The 22,552-nt window shown below is 46.2% G+C and carries 15 protein-coding genes; 8 read left to right on the top strand and 7 right to left on the bottom strand.

The annotated features are described in order from the left end of the window. Window positions 1-120: 120 nt before the first annotated feature. Window positions 121-1,989: a tRNA uridine-5-carboxymethylaminomethyl(34) synthesis enzyme MnmG gene (gene mnmG, locus F0L74_RS03305; RefSeq protein WP_149836399.1), complete on the bottom strand. Its 1,869-nt coding sequence runs from the start codon at window positions 1,987-1,989 to the stop codon at window positions 121-123. Window positions 1,990-5,751: 3,762 nt separating this feature from the next. Beyond that, the gene (gene ybeY, locus F0L74_RS03300; protein WP_149836398.1) at window positions 5,752-6,177 is read right to left on the bottom strand and encodes an rRNA maturation RNase YbeY; all 426 of its coding nucleotides are present in this window, start codon (window positions 6,175-6,177) and stop codon (window positions 5,752-5,754) included. A 119-nt stretch (window positions 6,178-6,296) separates the two neighbouring features. Between ybeY and F0L74_RS03295 the strand changes: the two genes are divergently transcribed. Continuing rightward, window positions 6,297-6,533 carry a FeoA family protein gene (locus F0L74_RS03295; RefSeq protein ID WP_149836397.1) on the top strand — a complete coding sequence of 79 codons (237 nt, stop codon included), beginning with the start codon at window positions 6,297-6,299 and terminating at the stop codon, window positions 6,531-6,533. A gap of 88 nt (window positions 6,534-6,621) precedes the next feature. On the opposite strand, the gene F0L74_RS03290 is transcribed toward F0L74_RS03295, so the two are convergent. Beyond that, window positions 6,622-6,885: a YodC family protein gene (locus F0L74_RS03290; RefSeq protein ID WP_149836396.1), complete on the bottom strand. Its 264-nt coding sequence runs from the start codon at window positions 6,883-6,885 to the stop codon at window positions 6,622-6,624. A gap of 411 nt (window positions 6,886-7,296) precedes the next feature. Beyond that, window positions 7,297-8,304 (bottom strand): quinolinate synthase NadA, encoded by a 1,008-nt coding sequence (nadA, locus tag F0L74_RS03285; protein WP_149836395.1) that lies wholly within the window; start codon window positions 8,302-8,304, stop codon window positions 7,297-7,299. 766 nt (window positions 8,305-9,070) lie between these two features. Between nadA and F0L74_RS03280 the strand changes: the two genes are divergently transcribed. From F0L74_RS03280 to F0L74_RS03270, 3 genes are all read left to right on the top strand, one after another. Continuing rightward, on the top strand, window positions 9,071-11,170 hold the full coding sequence (locus tag F0L74_RS03280; RefSeq protein WP_149836394.1) for a peptidylprolyl isomerase: 2,100 nt from the start codon (window positions 9,071-9,073) through the stop codon (window positions 11,168-11,170). A gap of 135 nt (window positions 11,171-11,305) precedes the next feature. Then, on the top strand, window positions 11,306-11,809 hold the full coding sequence (locus F0L74_RS03275) for a DUF2480 family protein (protein WP_149836393.1): 504 nt from the start codon (window positions 11,306-11,308) through the stop codon (window positions 11,807-11,809). Between the two features lie 17 nt (window positions 11,810-11,826). Continuing rightward, the gene (locus F0L74_RS03270; protein ID WP_149836392.1) at window positions 11,827-12,477 is read left to right on the top strand and encodes a hypothetical protein; all 651 of its coding nucleotides are present in this window, start codon (window positions 11,827-11,829) and stop codon (window positions 12,475-12,477) included. Here F0L74_RS03270 and corA read toward each other — a convergent pair. Further along, window positions 12,474-13,568 (bottom strand): magnesium/cobalt transporter CorA, encoded by a 1,095-nt coding sequence (gene corA / locus F0L74_RS03265; protein ID WP_149836391.1) that lies wholly within the window; start codon window positions 13,566-13,568, stop codon window positions 12,474-12,476. The genes F0L74_RS03270 and corA overlap by 4 nt on opposite strands. Window positions 13,569-13,697: 129 nt before the next feature. On the opposite strand from corA, the gene F0L74_RS03260 reads away from it, so the two are divergent. The 4 genes from F0L74_RS03260 to F0L74_RS03245 all read left to right on the top strand — a co-directional run bounded on the left by F0L74_RS03260 (window position 13,698) and on the right by F0L74_RS03245 (window position 19,477). Continuing rightward, window positions 13,698-15,161: a PhoX family protein gene (locus tag F0L74_RS03260; protein ID WP_213086877.1), complete on the top strand. Its 1,464-nt coding sequence runs from the start codon at window positions 13,698-13,700 to the stop codon at window positions 15,159-15,161. Window positions 15,162-15,253: 92 nt separating this feature from the next. After that, window positions 15,254-17,077: a cytochrome c peroxidase gene (locus F0L74_RS03255; RefSeq protein ID WP_149836390.1), complete on the top strand. Its 1,824-nt coding sequence runs from the start codon at window positions 15,254-15,256 to the stop codon at window positions 17,075-17,077. A 186-nt stretch (window positions 17,078-17,263) separates the two neighbouring features. Beyond that, window positions 17,264-18,889 (top strand): FAD-dependent oxidoreductase, encoded by a 1,626-nt coding sequence (locus tag F0L74_RS03250; protein WP_149836389.1) that lies wholly within the window; start codon window positions 17,264-17,266, stop codon window positions 18,887-18,889. Between the two features lie 36 nt (window positions 18,890-18,925). Further along, window positions 18,926-19,477 carry a type 1 glutamine amidotransferase domain-containing protein gene (locus F0L74_RS03245; RefSeq protein WP_149836388.1) on the top strand — a complete coding sequence of 184 codons (552 nt, stop codon included), beginning with the start codon at window positions 18,926-18,928 and terminating at the stop codon, window positions 19,475-19,477. Window positions 19,478-19,563: 86 nt separating this feature from the next. Here the strand turns inward: F0L74_RS03245 and F0L74_RS03240 are convergent, their stop codons facing one another. Both F0L74_RS03240 and tamL read right to left on the bottom strand, forming a co-directional pair. Then, window positions 19,564-19,935, bottom strand: a complete 372-nt coding sequence (locus F0L74_RS03240) for a septal ring lytic transglycosylase RlpA family protein (protein WP_149836387.1) — start codon at window positions 19,933-19,935, stop codon at window positions 19,564-19,566. 48 nt (window positions 19,936-19,983) lie between these two features. Further along, window positions 19,984-22,548: a translocation and assembly module lipoprotein TamL gene (tamL, locus tag F0L74_RS03235; protein ID WP_149836386.1), complete on the bottom strand. Its 2,565-nt coding sequence runs from the start codon at window positions 22,546-22,548 to the stop codon at window positions 19,984-19,986. Between the last annotated feature and the right edge of the window lie 4 nt (window positions 22,549-22,552).

The following is a 22,552-nucleotide window of genomic DNA, read 5'->3' as shown; positions in this document are numbered from 1 at the left end:
AATATTTTTCTATTTAATAAATTGAAATTCAATTAATTAATGAAATTATGTCTTTTTTGATAATAAAAAAGGAGATGTTAGTTGAACATCTCCTTTTTTGCGTATCAAGTAAAAATATTTTTATCTGCCCATGTACACCATCAATATCTGAACATCACTTGGATTTACTCCGCTAATACGGCTAGCTTGTCCTAAAGTACGCGGACGAATTTTGTTAAACTTCTGCCGCGCCTCCGCACTCAGCGATACTAATTTGGTATAGTCAAAAGTATCGGGTATCACCAGGTCTTCCAGCTGACTCATTTTTTTCACCAGCTCATTTTCTTTTTCTATGTATACTTCGTATTTGATCTGGATCTCTGCTTGTTCTAATATCTCTGCTGAAAAATCTGATAAGGCATTCGCTACTTTGCTTACTGTATTTTTCATGGATAGAATATCTATTCCCGGGCGAAGTAATATTTGCCAGGCACGTTGACGTTGGGTAAGTACTGCAGAATTCATCTCCTGTAAAAAGTGATTGATATCCTCCGGATCGAGCGGCAACTCTTTCAGGATCGTTTTTACTTTTTCTACACCTTGTTCTTTCTGCCGTACTTTTTCCATTCTCTCCTGAGAGGCCAGACCCAACCGATAACTGTTTTCTGTCAACCGCAGATCTGCATTATCCTGGCGGAGCAATGTCCTGAACTCTGCCCGGGAGGTAAACATGCGATATGGTTCTTCCGTTCCTTTGTTAATGAGATCGTCTATAAGTACACCAATATATGCTTCACTCCTCTTCAAAATAAAAGGTGGTTGACCACTTGCTTTCAGATGCGCGTTCATACCAGCGATCAAACCCTGACAAGCAGCTTCCTCGTAACCGGTTGTACCATTGATCTGACCGGCAAAGAAAAGACCTTGCACCTGTTTTGTTTCCAGTGAAAACTGTAATTGGGTAGGTGGAAAATAATCGTACTCTATCGCATACCCGGGACGGAACATCCGGCAATTTTCAAAACCGGGTACTTTTTGCAATGCTTTGTATTGAACATCTTCCGGCAGGGATGTGGAAAAACCATTCACATATATTTCCACCGTGCTCCAACCTTCCGGTTCTACAAATAGCTGATGCCTTTCCCTTTCCGCAAAACGATTGATCTTGTCTTCGATGCTAGGGCAATACCTGGGTCCAACTCCCTGAATTCTGCCTTGGAACATTGGGGAACGATCGAACCCTGTCTTTAAAGTTTCGTGAACATCACTGCTGGTGTAAGTGATCCAGCAGCTTCTCTGTTGTGCAGGTTTTATCTTTTCCACATCCAGATAAGAAAAGCCAGTAACATCGTCATCGCCTTTTTGCTCTTCCATTTTGGAATAGTCTAAACTCCGGCCGTCAATCCGCGGTGGGGTACCTGTCTTTAAACGGTCACTTTCAAAACCAAGGGAAACTAACTGTTCGGTAATACCTGTAGCAGCCCGCTCTGCTACCCGGCCACCGCCAAACTGTTTATCACCTATGTGCATTACTCCATTCAGGAAAGTGCCATTGGTAAGTACAACTGCTTTGGCTTTTATTTCATGTCCAAGTCCAGTTACCACTCCATAGCATTGGCCATCTTTTACCAATAACCCCTTCACCATATCCTGGTAAAAATCCACATTGGAGGTTTGCTCTAATGCCTCTCTCCATTTCGCGGCAAACAACATCCGGTCATTTTGGGAACGGGGGCTCCACATTGCGGGTCCTTTGGAACGGTTCAGCATCCGGAATTGGATCATGGATTGATCACTAACAATACCGGAGTATCCACCTAATGCATCTATCTCCCGCACAATTTGCCCTTTTGCAATACCACCCATGGCAGGGTTACAACTCATTTGGGCAATTGTCTGCATATTCATGGTAACCAGTAATACCTTGGATCCCATGTTTGCGGCAGCGGCGGCGGCTTCGCAACCCGCATGACCCGCACCAACTACTATAACATCATAAGAAGGAAACATACTTTGTATATCTAAGAAGATGCAAAATTACATATAAAGCAGGGTAAGTGGGTCGTAAATATTTGAATGTTCCACGTGGAACATTGTGATAAGGGTATGGAATAAATGGGTTAAATGGGAGTCTCACCCTTAGGGTAATCTCTCGTTTGCCGCGATTAACCATTACCTCTTCCCAACCACAAAAGGATATAAAAGCTTCTTTTAGCAAGGATATGAACAGTCCGCTTAAAAAAAGGCGATGGTAATACTCCCATCAACCCTCCCAAACCACCGCCATCTTCGTATCCATGACTGAACAGGCGGGTACAAACCGGCAAAAATGCCCTCCAAGGACTAAGTTTCTTAGTAAGTAAATAGAGGAATCGGGGCCTATAGGTCCCTGTCCTTCGCATTAAAATTCTCTCTCCTCCCAGCTGGTCAATGATAGTAACAAGCAAGTTTTCACATATTCTGTATACAATGCACTTAGGAAGGAGGCAAGCAAAGTCATCTTTTCCCTAAAACTTCCTATACCTCACAAGGTTTTCTACTTACCTTAGGTCAGAGATGTTGATGCACCTCCCACCCCGTTGGCTGGGTTTTATCATATAACGGAACTCTATTAAGGACCTGTTGGCAAAATCTGCATATAAAATTATGCTACCGCAAGCTCTAAAGACCTGCTGGACATATGCAGCTTCCACATCCAGTGTCAAGCATGCATTGTGTTCCGGTACCTCTTGGCTGAAATATGAGTGTTTGAGAGTAGATACCTCATTGAATTAACATACCCTGACGTAAATACACGTCATACCTAACCCAATTAGGAACTAAAAATATGAGTATTTCAAGAGACAACCTGTTAGATTAAGTATGCTTGGAACAAATACAGGTCTTATCACGCATCCATGAAGACTAAAATTAAAGATTAGGTACATTTTGGAAGGTAAATACAGGTCTCCAATATCTCTTTGAAAGCATGAATATTGAAATAGTTCACTGGATGGGTTAAGCGTGCGTTCCAAATAAATGCACATCCTCCCATACCTCCTATGAGACTAAAACATGAACATTCGAGAGGGCGCATTCACTGGATTAAAGCGTACGGCTCAAATAAATACAAGTATTCCACTGCCCCTATCGAGAACTAAAACATGAACATTGAGAGTGGCATTTACGGGTTAAAGCATATGGTTGAAACAAATACGGGTATTCCCCTACCCCTGTGAGGATTAAAATATAAACATTGAGAGGATCGTTCACCGGATTAAAGCCCATGGCTGAGTACACGGGAGCTCCTTACGTACCTCCCATGATGACTAAAATGTGAGTACCGGGGAACAGGCCAGCTGCTGGATTAAACGGTCTTCCAGGATAAGTGCAAGCCTCCCATTTCTCACAAAGACTGAAGATGAGTATTTGAGAGAAATTACCTTGAGATCGAACATGATCCTCTAAGACAGACGGAAGCTTCTCACAGCTGCAAGGAACTAAAATATGAATGTTTAATAGAGGCGCCCTTTCTCAAACCCTCGAAAATATGAACATTGGGGACCAATATACCCTCAGAACTATTCTACTCCCTGATCCTGTTTCTAAGGTGAGGACTGCTTTGGGTTAAGCTCTATCTACAAAGCTCCAATGCAACCGAACATATACCAGTATACCCGTTGGAAATGGGCCCTGCTATAAGACCCTGGACGAACACTACGGTATCACTGCACCAAGGATCAGATCTAATAAATATACATAGAGGTACAATGATACAGATCCCTGGAACCCCCTAGTCCTTGCCCGGAATTGATTCACCCAACCAATCGCTTCCGTAACACATCCCTACTCCTCCATAAGCTCCCACTGCGGTGAAAACAGGTATTGACTTTATATCCATCTCATGAGGCAGGATTATATTTTGCCCAGATACTCCCTTTCATAATCCTGTACGTATGCTTAGATTTGGTAAAAATCCTCCTACTTAGAGGCCCGAAATAAGGCATTCCTCGCCCTGAGAAATGCAATCACTAAGATCAATTAATCCATAACACGGACAAGTGGTGTAAGCGCTCTTGGAAAGATCCCATTGTCTGGCCCATTACTTATCAAGGGAATTTAGTTTCATTACGACACTAACCTCTATACTGCAAATGATCTTTGAAAAGGAAATGCAGACAGATGCCCCGGCCTATATAGGGTTCGCCAGGACCTAATTAATCCGCGACTTTGGAAAAGTCCGATTTTCACCCAGATTCGGCTTGCAGGTACAGTCGTGTACATCCTCAACATCAGAATAATACAACCAGCGGCATACCCTAAGTAGTAGAAAAAGAGTGGTGTCGGCCAGCGACCTATCAGGTAAATTATCTCCTGTTCTGTGGAAATCATACCTATATGTCAAAAAGGTGCAGCTATAAACATAGTGTTCCTGTCCAAAATACCAATGTTCCACGTGGAACATTCATGTGAAACTGGGTCACCTTTACATAATAAGTGGAGCTAACCACAAGCTTTGGGTCTCCGTAATCCTAAGCTAAGTGAAAGATTGATACAAGAACAGTGACAAACAAACATAATAATTACAAAAGACCACTCCCGTCAGAAATAAGTTGTGCCATCATCTCTTACAGCGAACAAATTGTTTCCGCTTACCAAAGTGAGTTTATGATTGTGTTTTGAAACCGCAAGTACGGCCCCAGGACTTTAAAAAGTTACTCCAAATAAAGACCGCACTAGAGAAAAATCGTCCAATGTCCAATCTATCCTCCCAAAAAATATCCTTTAAATAATTATAATTATTCACGCCAAATCATCCAGGAACCTTATAATCCGAAGTATAATCATCACGCCATGTCTTCTATCAACCATTAACACCATCCAAGTAACACTGGATCCATACCTGGTGGTCAATCAACGTCAGAAAAAGAGAAAAGACGCGTCCTCACAAAAAGCATTGAGGCAGACCAACCAGGAAGCAGTTCCCAAACCAGTTATCCGGAGAAAGAATCCCCAAAAATTTGCATCCCCTTCTACTATCCAGGTGTACAACCAGGTATCTTTCTCAACCAAATAAATACATTCCAAAGTAAAAACGAACCGAACAAAGTAGGAACTTCAGTGTTCCACCCTAAAAAAGTGTATCAAGTATCTAAGACCGGCGACTAACATCACCTTAAGGAACCAATGTCCAATGTTAGATTCCACAGGAGAAAAAGGACAACATATTGACTAACCACCATCGACACATTACCTGCCTCATCTACCAATCTTCTTGACCAGTGATGTTCCCCGGTTGCATAACATCATAACTTTGGGCGGCTCTCCAAATTATAGATTCATAATCCGCACACCTCATTTCTATCGCCTCATCCAAATTGAGGTCCAGGAACCGTCTCTATAAAACCTCCCCATAACTTTGTGAGAAAACCGCTGCCTCCACATAAGAAAAAAATAAACCAGGAACATGACGACATCCCGCTAACAATACGTAACCACAAAAAACATTTGAAAATCTCCCTTCTCAAATCAGATTAACCTCCGCTAAACACGCATTGAAATTTTTATTAAGAGAAAAGCACAAATATTATATCTCTGAAACTGCCAACCTTGAAGATTGAAGAAAAACAAACATCGCCGCTAAACTAAATTCAGGGATTAACAAACACATCTGCACCGCGCAGACATTTTATAAAAATGCAGCAATTAATACAATCCACTAAATATCCAGGGTTAATCAACACAATTAAAATCCAGTTATCACCTTTCCGGCATCTTAAAGAATCTGAACACTTAACTCCCAAAATACTCCGCCAAACACTCATCCTCCTTCTTTCTCATCAAAGCCGCATCATCTTTCGACTTGTCCTTATACCCACACAAATGCAGAGCCCCATGAAAAATCACCCGGTGCAATTCCTGTTCTTCACTCACCTTAAACTTAGCTGCATTTTCCCTCACCCTGTCAATGCTAATGTAGATCTCCCCCATCGTCTCATCTTCCACTTCGCTCAACTCAAAAGTGATGATGTCCGTATACGTATCATGCTGCAAAAACTGCTGATTCATCTCCAGCAGATAGGCATCACTGCAAAAAACATATTGCAGACCACGCAGCTGCTGTCCCTCCCGTTCAAATATACTTTTCAGAAATACTTTCAGCCTGGTCTTCTGTTTAATGCTCACGCTAACCTCTAACGGTGTAAAATGTATTGCCATATCCTTTTCAAAACGGATGTAAAAGTAAAGTGAAATTTCCTATTCCGGACTCCGCGTTTTTTGACGATTGAGTTTCACAAGGTACCTTTGTGTATTCCAATTATAAACGACTTTGTGAAATGAGTAAAGGTCCGATTAAATTATCATCTCTGGCTATTGGTAAAAGTGCAGTCATCACTTCCTTTGAAAAAGATGATCTCCATATCAAATTAATGGAAATGGGTTGCGTTCCCGGTGAAACCGTGAAAATAGAAAAAGTGGCCCCACTGGGAGATCCTATCTCCATTATGGTAGCCGGCTATAATTTATCGCTCCGCAAAACTGAAGCAGACTTTATCTGGGTGGAAGAAATTTAACACAACAATTTTCCCATTGCCCTTCTTTAAAAGCGCATCAATAAATTCTTACTTAAGTGTACCGCAGACTTTGTTTGGGGTAAGTCTCTCAGATATGGGTTAAACTCTTCTGCGCTTCTCCCCGCGCACCATATTGCTCCTGCCCCACTAACTCCAGTACCGTTTCCTGAAACTTGTCATGGAAGGCCCGGTTATCCTGAAACCAGGTGCAAAAATAAATACCGTCAAATCTCTTCATCCTGGCGCCTTCTTCCTGCAGCGATTTGAACCTGGTACTAAGTCCACTGATAGTCATGTGAGGACTGCCGGATTTAACTTTCACGACATCCCCCACTTTAAATTTAGCTTTCATATTATAGAGATTTTTCCGGGGATCAGTTATAGTAAACTTACGAGTAACCAAACCTTTTTAGATTCAGGTGCGAGGCATATCTTTTTTCCACATATTCAAATTTATGTTCCACGTGGAAAGCGCTCTAGAATACGTTGTATCATATAAGCCCACATACCCACGTCCTATAATGCATTCTCAAGGCCTTCCTGCGGAAAGGCCTTGAGAATCGGCTATATGGTATAAGCCTGTAGGCCACTACGAGGGTTATGCGGTCAACGCATTCTCAGCGCCTTCCCTGGGAAGCCCTTTAGAATCATCCGCATAGTACAAGGCCCCGAGCATGCGCCGTATAACGCATGCTCAGGGCCTTGGTTTGCTAAAATTTTGCTAAATATAAATAATCAATACAATATATTGATTAACAATAGATTATAATCCATATTGGGCACTAATTTCCAACATCCGCTCTATCGGCTTCTTGGCCGCAATCCTCAGCTGCTCATCCATGGTGATCTCAGGCTCTTCATATTCCATACACAGGTACAGCTTTTCTAAAGTATTGAGTTTCATATGCGGACAATCATTGCAAGCACAGGCATTGTTGGGCGGAGCAGGAATAAAGGTCTTACCAGGGTTCTCTTTTTCCATCTGATGCAGGATACCTGTTTCAGTTACCACAATATACTCCTGGGCATCATCCCGCTGCGTAAACTTCAGCAAACCGGTCGTAGAGCCTATATAATCCGCTATCTCCAGCACCGCCGCCTCACACTCCGGGTGGGCTATTACCTTGGCCTGCGGGTGCCTTACTTTCAAACGGGTGATCTTTTCCAGCGAGAATATTTCGTGCACCATACAGGCGCCATTCCAGAGCACCATGTCCCTACCCGTTTTTTTGATCAGATAGGTGCCTAAATTCCGGTCAGGGGCAAAAATGATAGGTTGTCCCTTCGGAACACTTTCGATGATTTTTTCGGCATTAGAAGACGTACAAATGATATCGCTGAGCGCTTTGATACCTGCGGAGCAGTTTATGTACGAAATAACCAGGTGATCCGGGTATTTCTCCTTAAACTTCCGGAACAGCTCCGGCGGTGCGCTATCCGCCAGCGAGCAGCCGGCTTTCAGGTCCGGCAATAGCACCTTTTTCTGCGGGCTCAGGATCTTGGCGGTTTCTGCCATAAAATGCACGCCGGCAAATACGATAATGTCAGCATCGGTTTTGGCGGCCTGCTGGCTAAGGCCCAGGCTATCCCCAATGTAGTCTGCGACATCCTGGATATCCGGTTCCTGGTAATAATGCGCCAGTACAATTGCGTTCCGTTCCTTCTTCAATCTTTCGATCTCCGCAAACAGATCCAGGTTCACATTTACGGGCACATCCAAAAATCCATTCCGTTGCAAATTTTTTTTCGCTTCGGCTAGCTCCCTAATCATAATTATATATTTAGTTATTTATTTAAAAAAGAAAAACCCACTACTATTAGGGGGGTGAATATGTGGAAATCAAATTTTCCGGTCAGATACAAAGTTAGTTGTTATTCCTTTTTACTCGTCTATCCACATTAAATTAACAGGCTCTTTCCGCTCTGCTATTGGATTTTACCTGCTTCATCCACACCCGTGGATATCGTTTTCCGTGAACATCTTTTCAGGGGTGCCTATATTAAGAAAGTGTTAACAGCAGCCCCTAACTTTTCCCAAAAAGGGGCTTTTACCTCCCGGACAACTGCCAGGCACATTAACAAATTTAGTTTTACCTGTGAGTAACCAGCATTCTTCCCATGGTTTAGCCGGGTTATCCGCCGGTTTTACACAGTTTCTGTGGATAAATATACACTCAACAGTGAAATCCGGATGACCTGGTTTGCGCATTGTTGAAACTGCCTTTATACACATTTTTATGTGGATGAAGCGATATTTTCCAGCCAATTGTGGATAACCACCGGGTAAATCTCCAGCTGCCTGATCACGGCAGATGCTGGCTCATGGCCAGCTTCATAAAATGCACATTTATCCGCATAAAATGCATTAAAAAACGTTAAAATGTGGATAACCTGTGAATCAACCTAAAGGAAAGAAAGGTGGAAATAAGGCTGAAATCCTTTACTGTATTGAATTTGGGCCTAAAAAATACTGTTTTGCAGTTACAGTTATTTTATTCTATTTTTGCTTTCCCTAAAAATTTATACTATATAATATTATGTCAGTTATTCAGAAAATCAGGGACAAATATGCTGTAGTGATCGTCGTGGTCATCTGCGTAGCTATTGTAAGTTTCCTGCTGCAGGATGCCTTCTTTGGCAGAAATTCCCTATTCCGTCGTTCCACTACTGTAGGAGAAGTTAATGGTCAGGAACTAGACGTTGCAGAATACCAGCAACGTATTCAGTCTGAGGAAAATGGTATGCGTCAGCAGATGCCTAATGGTACTGTTGATGAACAAACCCGCCAGTACATCCGCGAAAGGGTATGGAACCAATTCCTGAATGAGCAGATCATGCAGGTACAGTATGATAAACTGGGCATAAATGTTACCGAAGCAGAAGTAAAGGATCTGATCTTTGGTAAAAATCCTCATCCTATTGTTGTTCAACAATTCACCAACCCGCAAACGGGCCAGTATGATCCTACCATGGTACAGCAGATCGCTCAGAACATTGGTCAGGACCAAACCGGCAGAATGCGCCAGGAGGTACTGAAGATAGAAGACGCTATCACCAAATCCCAGCTGCAGGAAAAATATGTGACCCTGGTAAAACAGGCCGTGTATTATCCCAAGTGGCTGGCCGCACAACAGCAGCAGGATAATAGCCAGAGCGCTACGGTATCTTATATAAATATACCGTACTCCAATATTCCTGATTCTACTATTAAGGTAACTGACAACGAACTGAGTGCATATATTAATGAACACAAGTCATTATTTAAAACAGAGGAAGCCCGCCAGGTAGCCTATGTTTCTTTTGATGCCTTGCCTTCTGCCGCAGATACCGCCGCTGCCCTCCAGCAACTGGCGGAACTGAAAGCGGAAATGGATACCACAGATGATATCGAAGGGTTCGTTAACCGCAACTCCGAGATTAAATACTACGATGGATACGTATCTAAAACTGCACTGATGGTGCCGCAGAAAGATACGATCGCTAACCTGCCGGTAGGTACTATCTATGGTCCTTACGTAGATAATAATATGCTGGTGCTGGCAAAGATGATCGATCGTAAAACAATGCCGGACAGCGTTAAGGTGCGTCATATATTAGTAAGCACACAACAAGGCCTGCCAGACTCTATCGCACACAAACGTGCAGACAGCATTAAGAATGCTATCCAGGGCGGCGCTGATTTCAAAGCGCTGGTGGCCCAGTATTCTGATGATCCGGGTAGTAAGAACACCGGCGGCGAATATGATATCACTCCCGCTACGCCTTTTGTAAAAGAATTTAAAGATTTCGCTTTTGACCAGCCTAAGGGTAAACTGGATGTTGTAAAGACCCAGTTTGGTTATCATATTATAGAAGTGATGGACCAGAAGAATTTTGGTCCTGCGCTGAAAGTAGCCTACCTGAGCAAACCGGTTGACGCCAGCAAAGAAACAGACAGCAAAGCTTATGCTGCTGCCAGTGAATTTGCCGGTCAGAACCATGACCAGAAAACCTTTGACAAGACCATACAGGAAAAAGGATATAACAAACGCCTGGCAGATAACCTGCGCCCTATGGATTTTGTGATCACCGGTATCGGACAGGCACGCGACCTGGTTCGCTGGGCATATGACGCCAAGAAAGGAGACGTGAGCAACGTATTTACTTTTGAAGATAGATATGTAGTAGGCGTATTAACAGGCATCCGCCAGGAAGGTACCGCTACCGTAGATCAGGTAAGGCCCCAGGTAGAAGCAGAAGTGAAGAAAAAGAAGAAAGCTACACAGCTGATCGAGAAACTGAACAATCCTGCCAGCATAGATGCTGCCGCTAAAAATGCGAACCAGCCAGTGCTGAAAGCAGAGAATGTTACCTTTGGTACGCCGTTTATTCCTTCACTGGGCTTTGAGCCTAAAGTAGTAGGCGCCGCCTTTAATAAAAGCTGGGGCACTGCTAAATCATCTTCCCCTATCGAAGGTACTGCAGGCGTATACGTGATCAAGGTTGATAGCTACCAGCCTACCGGCGCACCGGTACAGGAACTGAGTGTGCAGCGTAGCGCCTATGAGCAGAATATAAAAGGTATGCTTGACCAGCAACTGTTTGAAGTACTGAAAAAACAGAGCAGCGTAAAAGATAACCGTGGTAAATTCTTTTAATTGATTAATTAGCAAGTTATTATAACAAAAAAGCCCTCCGCATGCGGAGGGCTTTTTTGTTTACCCCGCCGCTGGCAGGGCACAGGCGCGACTGGCGAATATTCCGTAAATTTGTATGCGGAAAAAGGAGTTAATATGGACGAGATTGTTAATAAAGTAGCGCAAAGTGCGCTCACTACGCTGGATCTGGAAGACTATTATCCCAAAGAAGAGGTGGTAGTATTTGATATAAAGGATCACCTGTTCATGGGGTTGATACTAAAGGAAAAAGATTTCCGTGCAGCTATGCAAGACCTTGATTGGGAGTTATACCGTAATAAGAATGTAGCCATCACATGTACGGCAGATGCGGTTGTTCCCATGTGGGCCTATATGCTGATCATGACCTACCTGGAGCCGGTAGTGCACTACGCAGCATTTGGAGATGCAGATTTTGTATTTAAGACCTTGTTCCTCCAGAACCTGGGCAAGATCGATACGGCAGAATATGTGGATAAACGGATCGTGATCAAAGGTTGTGGAGATAAAGGCGCCGGCGAAGCGGCCTATGTAGAGATCACCCGTTTGCTACGGCCGGTTGTTAAGAGCATTATGTATGGAGAGCCCTGCTCTACTGTTCCCATCTATAAGAAAAAATAAGCTCAACTGTTTCGCGGATGCGTAATACCCAATATATACCCGCTTACCTGGTAAGCCTGCTGGTAGTAATTTGTTTGCTACAAGCCTGCAATGGCTGTAACACTAACAAAACACCGGCTTCGCCGGCAGCTGACACAACTACTACGCAGATACCAACACCTAATGCCAACGATACCCTGAGAAACTGGGCAGAACAGCGGTTGATACAATGGAAAGGATGGATAGACAGCAGTATGATGGGCAGATCTGCAACAGATAGTTTGGTGCGTACAAATGTGGATACCATTGCTGCATTGGATACCATTACGATGGAAGCTGACCGCTTTGAGGAATATAAACCATTCTTTGTTTACAGTCCCGATAGCACACAGGTAGTGGACATGGTAAGCTACAATACTATCATACACAAGGGACGGGACGGCAAAATAGCGCTCGAAGGAGGTGACCCGGATATGGAGGTGGCTCTCGTCAATGTACAAACGAAGAAAAGGGAACGTATCTTATTTGTTGGTACAACCACCATGATCATAGAGGCGGTGTGGATAAACAATCACACTATACTTATAGCTGGTGGTATCTATGATGAGCACGACCAGCTGCATCCAGTGATCTGGAAATATGACACAGAGCAAAGACTACTGGAGAACTGGGAAAACGAAGATCTCTAAAACCATCCCCTCTTCTTAAATAAAAAGATCATAATTATCAGTATCACCACCATAATGCTAATGGTAACGAAATAGCCGTTGGGCGAATGCAGTTCCGGCATATTATCGAAGTTCATACCATAAATGCCCGCAATTACAGTAAGTGGGGCCATCAGCGTGGTTACCACGGCCAGCACCTTCATCACCTCATTCATTTTAAGATTCAGCTGTGTATGGTATTGCTCCTGCAGGTTAATTACCATATCGCGGTAGTTTTCCGTAAGATCACTACAATGCACAATATGGTCAAACACATCCTTAAAGTATTTGGTGTTATGTTCATTGAGCAGGTCACTTTCACTTCTCAGGAATCCGTTCACTAATTCCCGTACCGGCGAAATAGCGCGGCGGAACAGTAACAGCTCCCGGCGCAACAGGTTAATACGGGCAAGGGTACGGTTATTGGCCTCATGTTGTACCACGTCTTCCATCAGCTCTATACGCTCGCCCAGTTTATCGAGCACTACGAAGTAACTGTCTATGATCACATCCAGCAGGGCATAACATAGGTAATCCGCGCCGGCGCTACGGATGCGGGATCCGTTGAACCGCAGCTTGTCCCTGATGGGATCAAATACATCCCGCTTTATATCTTCCTGGAAGGAGATCACGAAATTCTTTCCCAGCACAATACTAACCTGCTCCTGTTCTATGGTGCAAGCCGTTGGGTTAAAGTAGATCATAGGCAGCACGCAGAACAGCTGTTCTCCCATCTCATCCATCTTGGCACGCTGCCCAACATTCAGGATATCGTCCTCTATCAGGTAATGAACGCCATAGCGGGTACAGATGGCGTGCACCTCTTCCTTACGGATACCATCAATATTGATCCAGCTGGTGCCGGGCGTTTCCAGGTAATGGAAGGCCTGCTCTACATGCTGCACTACCACCTCTTCCGCATGGTCCGGTGAATTATCAAATACGGTGATCTTAACAACTTCCGCCGGTTTACGGGATGACATGCCGGTAACCGGGTTGTAGTTCATGATGCGTTGCTTCTTTGGTTTGAAGGGATTCAACGCATGTGGGATGGGCAGTATTCGTTTGGCCATAACTGGTGATCAATTATGTAAAATTGCAATCCTTTTCTCTTTTTTTCAGGGTTTAAATTAAGTTAAAGTTACGGTAACCCGGGCATAACATTGGACCCCTACCTTGAACTAAAATATATTCTGTCAAACATGTTTACTGTCAATCTTAGAAAAACCCTGCCCGGTATGGGCCTCGCAGCAGGCATGCTGTTCTTATCCTGCGGCAAAGACGACAACGGTGGCGGCAATCCACCTCCCAATGAACAAATTGAATTGAAAAACCAATCTGTTACACCTGCCTTCCTCAAAAAGCTAACCGGTTTTGAAAGCCTGGAAGTATTCTCCCTTATCAGCAGTGAAGACAAGTTGTCACAAAGCCCGGAGTATACCTTTGGCGGCTCTGCTGATGGCTCCGGTCTGTTGAAACAAGGGGATAACTACGTAATGCTGGTGAACCAGGAAGACAATTATTCCGTATCCCGCGTTACGCTGGACAAAACCTTTAAACCGGTAAAAGGGGAATACCTGCTGAATTCCGATGGCGGTCAATGGCGCTTATGTTCCGCCACCATGGCCACACCGGCAGAGCATGGTTTTGGACCGCTGTATCTTACCTGTGGCGAAAGCAATGTAGAAGGTAATGTGCATGGTCTGGATCCGCTGGCCGCTGTGGGTAACCCTTCCGTTGGGCATGAGCTCAAAGCCCTGGGATACCGCAGCGCGGAAAATGCGGTACCGCTGCCCAAAGGAACTTATGCCGGTAAAACGGTGATCCTTATTGGAGAAGACGCAGAAGATGCATCCGGCGGACAAGTGTTCCTGTACATGAGCAACACGGTGGGCGATCTGCAGAATGGCCAGCAGTACCTGCTGCGCCGTAAAGATGGCAATCAGCGTGAAGTGGATATGAAAGTGGGGTCTACTTATGATGTTGAATTTGTGACCTACGATAAAACCCTCACGGGCCAGCAGGTAGCAGATATGACAGACCCGCTGAAGGCCATTAAGTTTGGCCGTGTAGAAGATATAGACTATCGCAAGGGCAACGCTGCCAATGGCCGTGAAACCTATTTCACCGTTACCGGTCAGGCAACTACCGGTGTTAATGCAGACGCCTCCCGCACAAAATTTGGCCGCGTGTACCGCCTGCGGCTTAATGAGAACGATCCTTTAACTGGTAAGCTGGAAGTGATACTGGATGGGGACGACGACAACGGCCCGGCCAATAAATTCCAGAACCCGGATAATATCTGCGTAACGGAAAACTATGTGTATATCCAGGAAGATTCTAACCAATACGGCACAGAAGACCATGACGCTTATATATACCAGTATACCATTGGCAACCAGCAGGTAAAGCCGGTGTTTGAGCTGGATCATCATCGTAATGATGCGGATAATAAATACGGTGGTAACGGTTCCAAATTTGGTTCATGGGAGTATGGCTCGCTGGTGGATATATCTGATATAATAGGTATTCCTAACACTTTTACTTTATGTATACAACCCCACACCTGGTTGAATGATAGCTTCAAGGGAGTGGATGGCGGCACCAAACGCCCTGATGAAAAGCAGGGTAGCGAGGTAGTGGTGATCAAAGGCCTGCCACGCTAAGGAGGGACAAGAAGGTGAAGCGTAAAAGTGGATACCGTCAATATATCAGGCATCCGCTTTTACGCTTCGTCTTTTACTGATAAAATCATATTATGCGCATAAGCATTATTCTTATAACTGTTACACTGATTGCCATACTGGCCTACAGCATTTTTGACCTACAGACAGACAGCACGGCGCCCAATGCCGCCGGCAGCTGGTATAAATTCCAGGCAGAAGAACTGGATCAGCGGGTAGAAGACCTTTGTACCGCTATAACTGAACATCAATCTACAGCGGCTTTGCAACAGGCTTTTTTTAAAGCAAGACTGGCGTATAAGCCACTGGAATTATTGAGCACCTACTATCTGCCCTATACTGATAAATTTATTAATGGCCCTAACCTCGCAGAGGTAGAGCCGGACGAAAAAGAAGTGATCGTACAGCCGGAAGGGTTCCAGGTGATAGAAGCATTACTTTTTCCCACGCTGTCTGCCGCGGATACCGCTGCGTTGCGGCGGGAAGTTTTGCGCCTGCGCAGTACCCTGCACCGGCTGGAATCCAAAGCCGCCAGCCAGTCCTTAACAGATGGGCAATTATTTGACGCCATGCGGCAGGAGTTGCTACGTATAGCCGCATTAGGCTTGAGTGGATTTGACTCGCCGGAAGCGCAGTACAGCCTTCCGGAAGCTGCCGCTGCTTTACACGGCGTAGAAACAGTTTGGCATTTTTATGCTCCCCGGGTGCAGCTCATCAACCCAGACCTGGCCAGTCATACGCAGCAGCTGATGAACAGCGCGCGTATGCAATTGGAGCACGCAACAGATTTTGATGCGTTTGACCGCTTACATTTTACCACGGCCTTTCTAAATCCATTGACAGTGAACCTCAAGTTGGCCAGGGAGGCGTTGGATATTCCTTATAAGGATATTCCGCACTTCCTGGATCCTGCGGCATCCAACGCTTTTGCCAAAGGTGCCTTTAACCCGGTATTCTATGCGCCCAATAAAGCGCAGTCCCTTACGCCGGCACAAATAGCATTGGGTAAGCGCCTGTTCTATGATCCGGTATTATCCTATAACGGACAGCGTTCTTGTGCTACCTGCCATAATCCGCAAAAAGCATTTGCGGATGGGTTAAAAACGCCTGCACCCATGGCGGGCGAAGCGTTGGTAACACGTAATACGCCCACGGTATTAAATGCGGCGCTGCAACCGGGACAGTTCTACGATCAGCGGGTAGCTTATCTGGAAGACCAGGTGAATATGGTGGTGCATAACAAAGCAGAAATGCATGGCAACCTGGAAGGCGCCGCAATAAAACTGCAACAGCAGGCAGATTACCGGCAGTTATTCCAGGTGGCATTCAGTAATGCACCCGGCGATATTAACAGTTACCGTATACAGCAGGCCATTGCTGCTTATATACGTTCACTGATAAGATTGAACAGCCCCTTTGATGCTTTTATGCGCGGTGATACCACGCAGCTATCTGTTGCGGCCAAAAGAGGCTTTAACCTTTTCATGGGTAAAGCCAAATGCGGTACCTGCCATTTTATGCCACTTTTTAACGGCGTGGCGCCGCCGGATTTTGCAAAGGCGGAAGCGGAGATTATAGGAGTACCGGCAGCGAAAGACAGAGCAGCCATAGATCCCGATAGCGGAAAATATATGGTGCAGCAGATACCCTTGTACCAGTATGCGTTTAAAACCCCTACCCTGCGCAATGTTGCGCTTACGGCCCCTTATATGCACAACGGCGTTTTTAATACCCTGGAAGAAGTGATCAACTTCTATAACAATGGCGGCGGCGCCGGTATGGGCATACAACTGGAAGGCCAGACACTTTCCACAGATTCCCTGCACCTCAGTCAAATGGAACAGCAGGATGTAATTGCGTTTATGCAATCGCTGACAGATACTTCTTCCCTACGATAATATTTGCCAGTCCTGCTGTAACCTGGCAGCAGGACTGATTTTACCTTCCCCGCATTGAGTAAAAAAATGCACATCTCCTACCGGTAATTCTCCCCCCGTTAAACCTTGCTATTATATGGCCTGGCAGTGTCATCTCTAACAGGAACCGTTTTTGTTAGCTTATTGGTAGAAGAAAAATGTGCGATCATGGAGCAAGCGCAACAAAACGAACATAAGGGAATTGATAGTAATCTTACTTCCGGCATCCACAGCAGTTATTGGATAGACTCGCTGCCGGCGTTGCAGTTTATGCCACTGGAGGGGTCTATTGAAACGGATGTAGTGATTGTAGGCGGCGGTATGGCCGGCATCAGTATCGCGTACCAGTTAACCCGCCAGGGGAAAAAAGTAGTAGTGATAGAAGACGGCGATATTGGTAGTGGCGAAACCGGGCGTACCACCGCGCACCTGGCCACCGCGCTGGATGACCGGTATTATGAGCTGGAACGCATTTTTGGAAAAGAGGGCGCCCGCTATGCCGCGGAAAGCCATCGGACTGCCATAGATATTATTGAACAAACAATACAATATGAGAGCATCTCGTGTGACTTTGAACGTGTTACGGGTTATTTATTCCTGCACCCGTCGGACCAGGAAGCATCTTTACAGAAAGAGTATGCGGCTGCCCGCGAAGCGGGACTGGATGTGGAGTTACTGGATGCTGCGCCCGGCCTGTCCCGGAGTGGGCGCTGCCTGGCGTTCGCCAACCAGGCGCAATTTCATCCGCTAAAATACCTGCACGGCCTCTGTCAGGCGATCACCGCAAACGGCGGACAACTATTCACGGCTACCAAAGCAGTGGAAATCGATCATACCGGTGTGGTAACAGACCAGGGATTCCGGGTGGATGCTGCCTTTGTGGTGGTGGCCACCAATACGCCGGTGAATGATAGATATGTGATGCACCTGAAACAGTTTGCCTACCGTACTTATGTGATAGGCGGGCTGGTTGCGAAGGATGCCATTCCACATGCTTTGTGGTGGGATACCGGCGATTTTAAGGCCAACGCCAATATACCTCCCTACCATTATGTACGGTTGCAATCCTACGATGAAACGCATGACCTGCTTATCTGCGGGGGAGAAGACCATGCTACCGGTCTGGCTTTTGCACAACACATAACGGATGAGGAACGCTACCGGCAGCTGGAATGCTGGGCGCGCGAAAAGTTTGATATAACGGAGATCATCTACCGCTGGTCAGGTCAGGTAATGGAGCCCATGGATTCGCTGGCTTACATAGGCCGTAACCCGGCAGACAAAGACAATGTATTTATTGTAACAGGCGATTCCGGCAACGGAATGACGCATGCTACCATTGCTTCTTTGTTGATACCGGACCTTATACAGGGGAATGTTAATAAGTGGAAAAAGATCTATGATCCGCAGCGGTTTAAATTCTTCCGCTCTGGCAAAACCTGGTTAAAGGAATTTGCCGGCGGGTTGTTCCGGTATATGCGGGAGTATCCTTACGATGCGGACGCGGTAGAGCTATCGTCTATAGGCCAGGGTGGGGGAAAGATCGTAGAGCTGGGAAATAGTAAATACGGCGTGCACCGCGATGAAGAGGATGATCTGCATGTAGTAGCAGCGGAATGTACACATCTGCATTGTATTGTACAATGGAATAACGATGAACAAAGCTGGGACTGCCCTTGCCATGGCAGCAGGTTTACTTATAAAGGAAAGGTGATTAACGGTCCGGCCAATAAGGACTTATTCTATTACCGGGAAAAGGCGCCGGAAACCTCTACCCGGATAGGTTCAAAATAACCACGTATTCATTCACAAAAAATAAAACGGATTGTTATGGAAAAGCAACTCAGCAACAAAAAAGTAGCCATACTGGTCGCTGATGGATTCGAAGAATCTGAATTCACAAAACCATTGGAAGCCCTCAGGGAAGCAGACGCACAGGTAGATGTTATATCACTGCATGATGGTAAAGTAAAAGCCTGGGCAGAAAAGAACTGGGGTGGGGAATATGATGTGGATAAGACGATAGACCAGGCCAACTCAAAAGATTATGATGCGCTGGTGTTACCCGGCGGTGTACTAAATCCTGACCAGTTACGCACAAATGCAGACGCCGTGGCATTTGTAGGCGGTTTCTTTGACGACAGCAAACCCATTGCTGCTATCTGCCACGGCCCATGGACGCTGATCGAGACCGGTGAACTGGCCGGTAGAACGGTGACCTCCTGGCCCAGTCTTAAAACTGACCTAACTAATGCTGGCGCTCAATGGGTGGATCAGGAAGTGGTGGTGGATAATGGATTGGTTACCAGCCGTAACCCGGGTGATCTGCCGGCCTTTTGTAAAAAAATGGTGGAGGAGATCGCAGAGGGGATACATGCTTAATGTTAATAAAAGCCCTACCCCTAAGAGAAGTCCACGGTCTGTAACAAACTATTATTGTTTACGGGCTGTGGACTATTATCTTGTTACTATTTCTTTTTGTATTTGATCTCTACGGGCGCCACGCCAGTGGTAATAATGCCCAGCTTACTGGCTGCTTTCTTTGAAAGGTCTATCACGCGCCCTTCTGCAAAAGGTCCGCGATCATTGATCTTTACATTAACGGCGCGGCCGTTGGCCAGGTTAATCACTTTTACTTTAGTGCCAAAAGGAAGGGTACGGTGGGCAGCCGTCATTTTAGATTGATGGAAGATCTCTCCGCTGGCGGTCTTGCGTCCTTCAAACTTGTCTGCATAATAAGAAGCTTTACCGCTTTCTGTGATGGTGCGGGCGCAGGAGCAAAGGCAGCTTATACAAACTGCCAATAGAAAGAAGTGACGTATGTACCGTTTAGTCAGCATGTAAAGGGTGTTTCACAAATATACTCCTTTCTTTATATGTTTTCCCGTCTAGAAGGGATATCCGATCGCAATATTGAGTATCAGGTTCTCCTTACGCCAATCGGGGTCGCCAAACCGGATATCCTTGATCACCCATCTTTCATCCTCCGGCAGCCAGGGTTTTCGTAGAGGGAAGGCAAGATCCAGGCGCACTACTACAATGGAAGCGTCTATACGCAAACCTACCCCCGCTCCTACTGCTATCTCCTTTAGGAAACGGCTGGTCTTGAAATCGCCGCCTATCCGGTTGCTATCTGATTTCTGCAGCCATATATTACCGGCGTCTACAAATACGGCGGCATTGATCACGCTGGCCAGGTGTACGCGCAGCTCTGAGTTAAATTCCAGTTTAATATCTCCGGCCTCATTGGCCAGGTAGCGGCTGGCGGTATCGCGATAAGAGCCGGGGCCCAACGTTCTGGCCCTGAAAGCGCGCAGGCTGCTGCTACCGCCGGTAAAGTATTGTTTTACAAAGGGCAGGGAACGGGAGTTGCCATAGGGCAAGCCATAACCGGCAAAAAAACGGTTCACCCAGGTCATGCCCTTGCTAAACTGCCAGTAGTGGCGCACATCGCCATCCAGGCGTACGTATTGCGCAAAAGGATTGCCGAAGATGGTCCTGCCGCTATCACCTTTTGGTACGATGAGGCCTGCCACATTTCCGGATACATCTACTCCACCCATAATAAAGAAGCTGTGCACACGGTTGGGCAGCTGGTTATTATAGGTAATGGTATAGTTGGCGCCCAGGATGAATTGTTTTTCTATGGCCCTGCGCTGTACCGGATCCACCTTCAGGATGCTGTCATATGCAAGGGTGGTGTTGGTGGGCCGTACATAGGTAATGGAAACAGGCGCCCAGTTGTGTTCCAGGAAGCGTGTTTGGCGCCAGAGATACTGGTACTGGAACGTATACGCATTCAGGTTATACAGGTTCTGCCGGCTATACAGTTCATAACTCAGGCTAATGCGGGTACGCGGTACGTAACGCGTGCGTATCCTGAATGTATTAAACGGCACCAGGAATCGTGGCAGCGTAACGGCTACCTCGCCTTTGAGGCTATAGGAGTTACCGCTTATTACGGACTGGCCGCCGCCTGCCTGCCATTCCATTCCGCCTGACAAAGAGATCTCCAGCATGTTGGCAGAGCGCAGCCAGTTACGGTTACGTTGTGTGACTTTTACTTCTGAGCCTACAAAGTTGTTGGACTTGGAGGTACCCCGCAGCTCTGCCTGCAAAGAGTATTGTGGATAAGGTGTGAGGTAGAAACTGGCATCCAGGCGGCCGGTATCTGAGATAACCCGCAGGTCAGCATCCCGGGCATATCTGCTGGCAAATCTGGCGGTATCCCTGCCGGGGCGGCGGCCGGTATCTGCCGCCAGGCGGTTTTCCTGCAAGGGTTGGCCGCTGTCATCCACTTCCACTGTATCCCGGGGAAAACGGATGCTACCAGTATCCCGCGGTGGGGATAGCCGAAGGCTGTCCTGCGTACGTGGCTGGCTGCTATCCTGCGTACGCCGTTGGCCGGTGCGGAAGCGGACCGTATCGCTGCGGTCACGGCCGCCAGTCCTGCTGCTATCGCGTGCAGTACGGAACTGGCCTTTTACGAATTTAAAAGTACCAAGGCCAATAAGCCGTTGCAGTGTTATTTCATGATTGCTTAAGCGGTACAGACTGTCCGGACGCAGGAATACGGAACGGCGGAACATGCGTGGTCTGAATTTCCTTTCCGGGTCTACCACGCCAAAGTTCCTGTAAAGCGTTACCTCGCCCCTCATACGGGCGGTAGTATCTGCATCCAGCGAGTAGGTAGGGTACAATGTAATACGGCGCATAAAATAAGGCCGCCGCGCCAGGGGAGAAATATCCCGCTTTACGGTAACATACATGTCCACTGTGCCGCCCTGTGTACTATCCACTTCCATCAGCAGATGATCCGCTGTAAAATAATAGTAGCCCTGTTCTTTCAACGCATTATGTATACGTTCCCGCTCTGCCTTAATGCTGTCCAGGCTATAAGGGGCGCCAATGATCAGCGAGCTTTTAGGGATCGTTTTTGTAAGAGCCTTGCCCAGCTGCGTGCTGTCTGCCTCAAATGTTACGCTCTTGATCGTATAACGGTGATTAGGCGTGGCGGTATAAATGGCGGAGGCTTTTTTCTTGCCTTTGTTTTTTATTTCGGAAACCACATCTGCCTGAAAATAGCCATTGTCTACCAGGTATTGTTGCAAAACCGTGCTGGTATAGTCCCGTTTTACCTGGCTTAATAACACCGGCGGCTCTCCCCATTTATTCCGCAGCAGGTGGTTAAGCCCTTTACCTTTGGGCTTATTGCCCAGGTTATATAGCCAGAGCCGTATAGGCATACCCAGAAATTTACGGTTGGTCTTTGGGCGTATATTCTTCTCCAGGCTTTCCTGTAAAGTGCCGTAGTCCTTTGGTTTCTTGCCATCCCATTTAACATCGGCGCCGGTGTACAGCCGGTCGTTTTCCGGTACGGTACGGGTAGTACTGCAGGCGCATAGCCACAAACCGGCAAAAAGAAGGATGATATGTGAGCTGGTAGGTCGCAATATT

The sequence above is a fragment of the Chitinophaga agrisoli genome (assembly GCF_008386695.1).
Lineage (GTDB): Bacteria > Bacteroidota > Bacteroidia > Chitinophagales > Chitinophagaceae > Chitinophaga > Chitinophaga agrisoli.
This window is presented reverse-complemented; position numbering and strand designations above follow the sequence as displayed.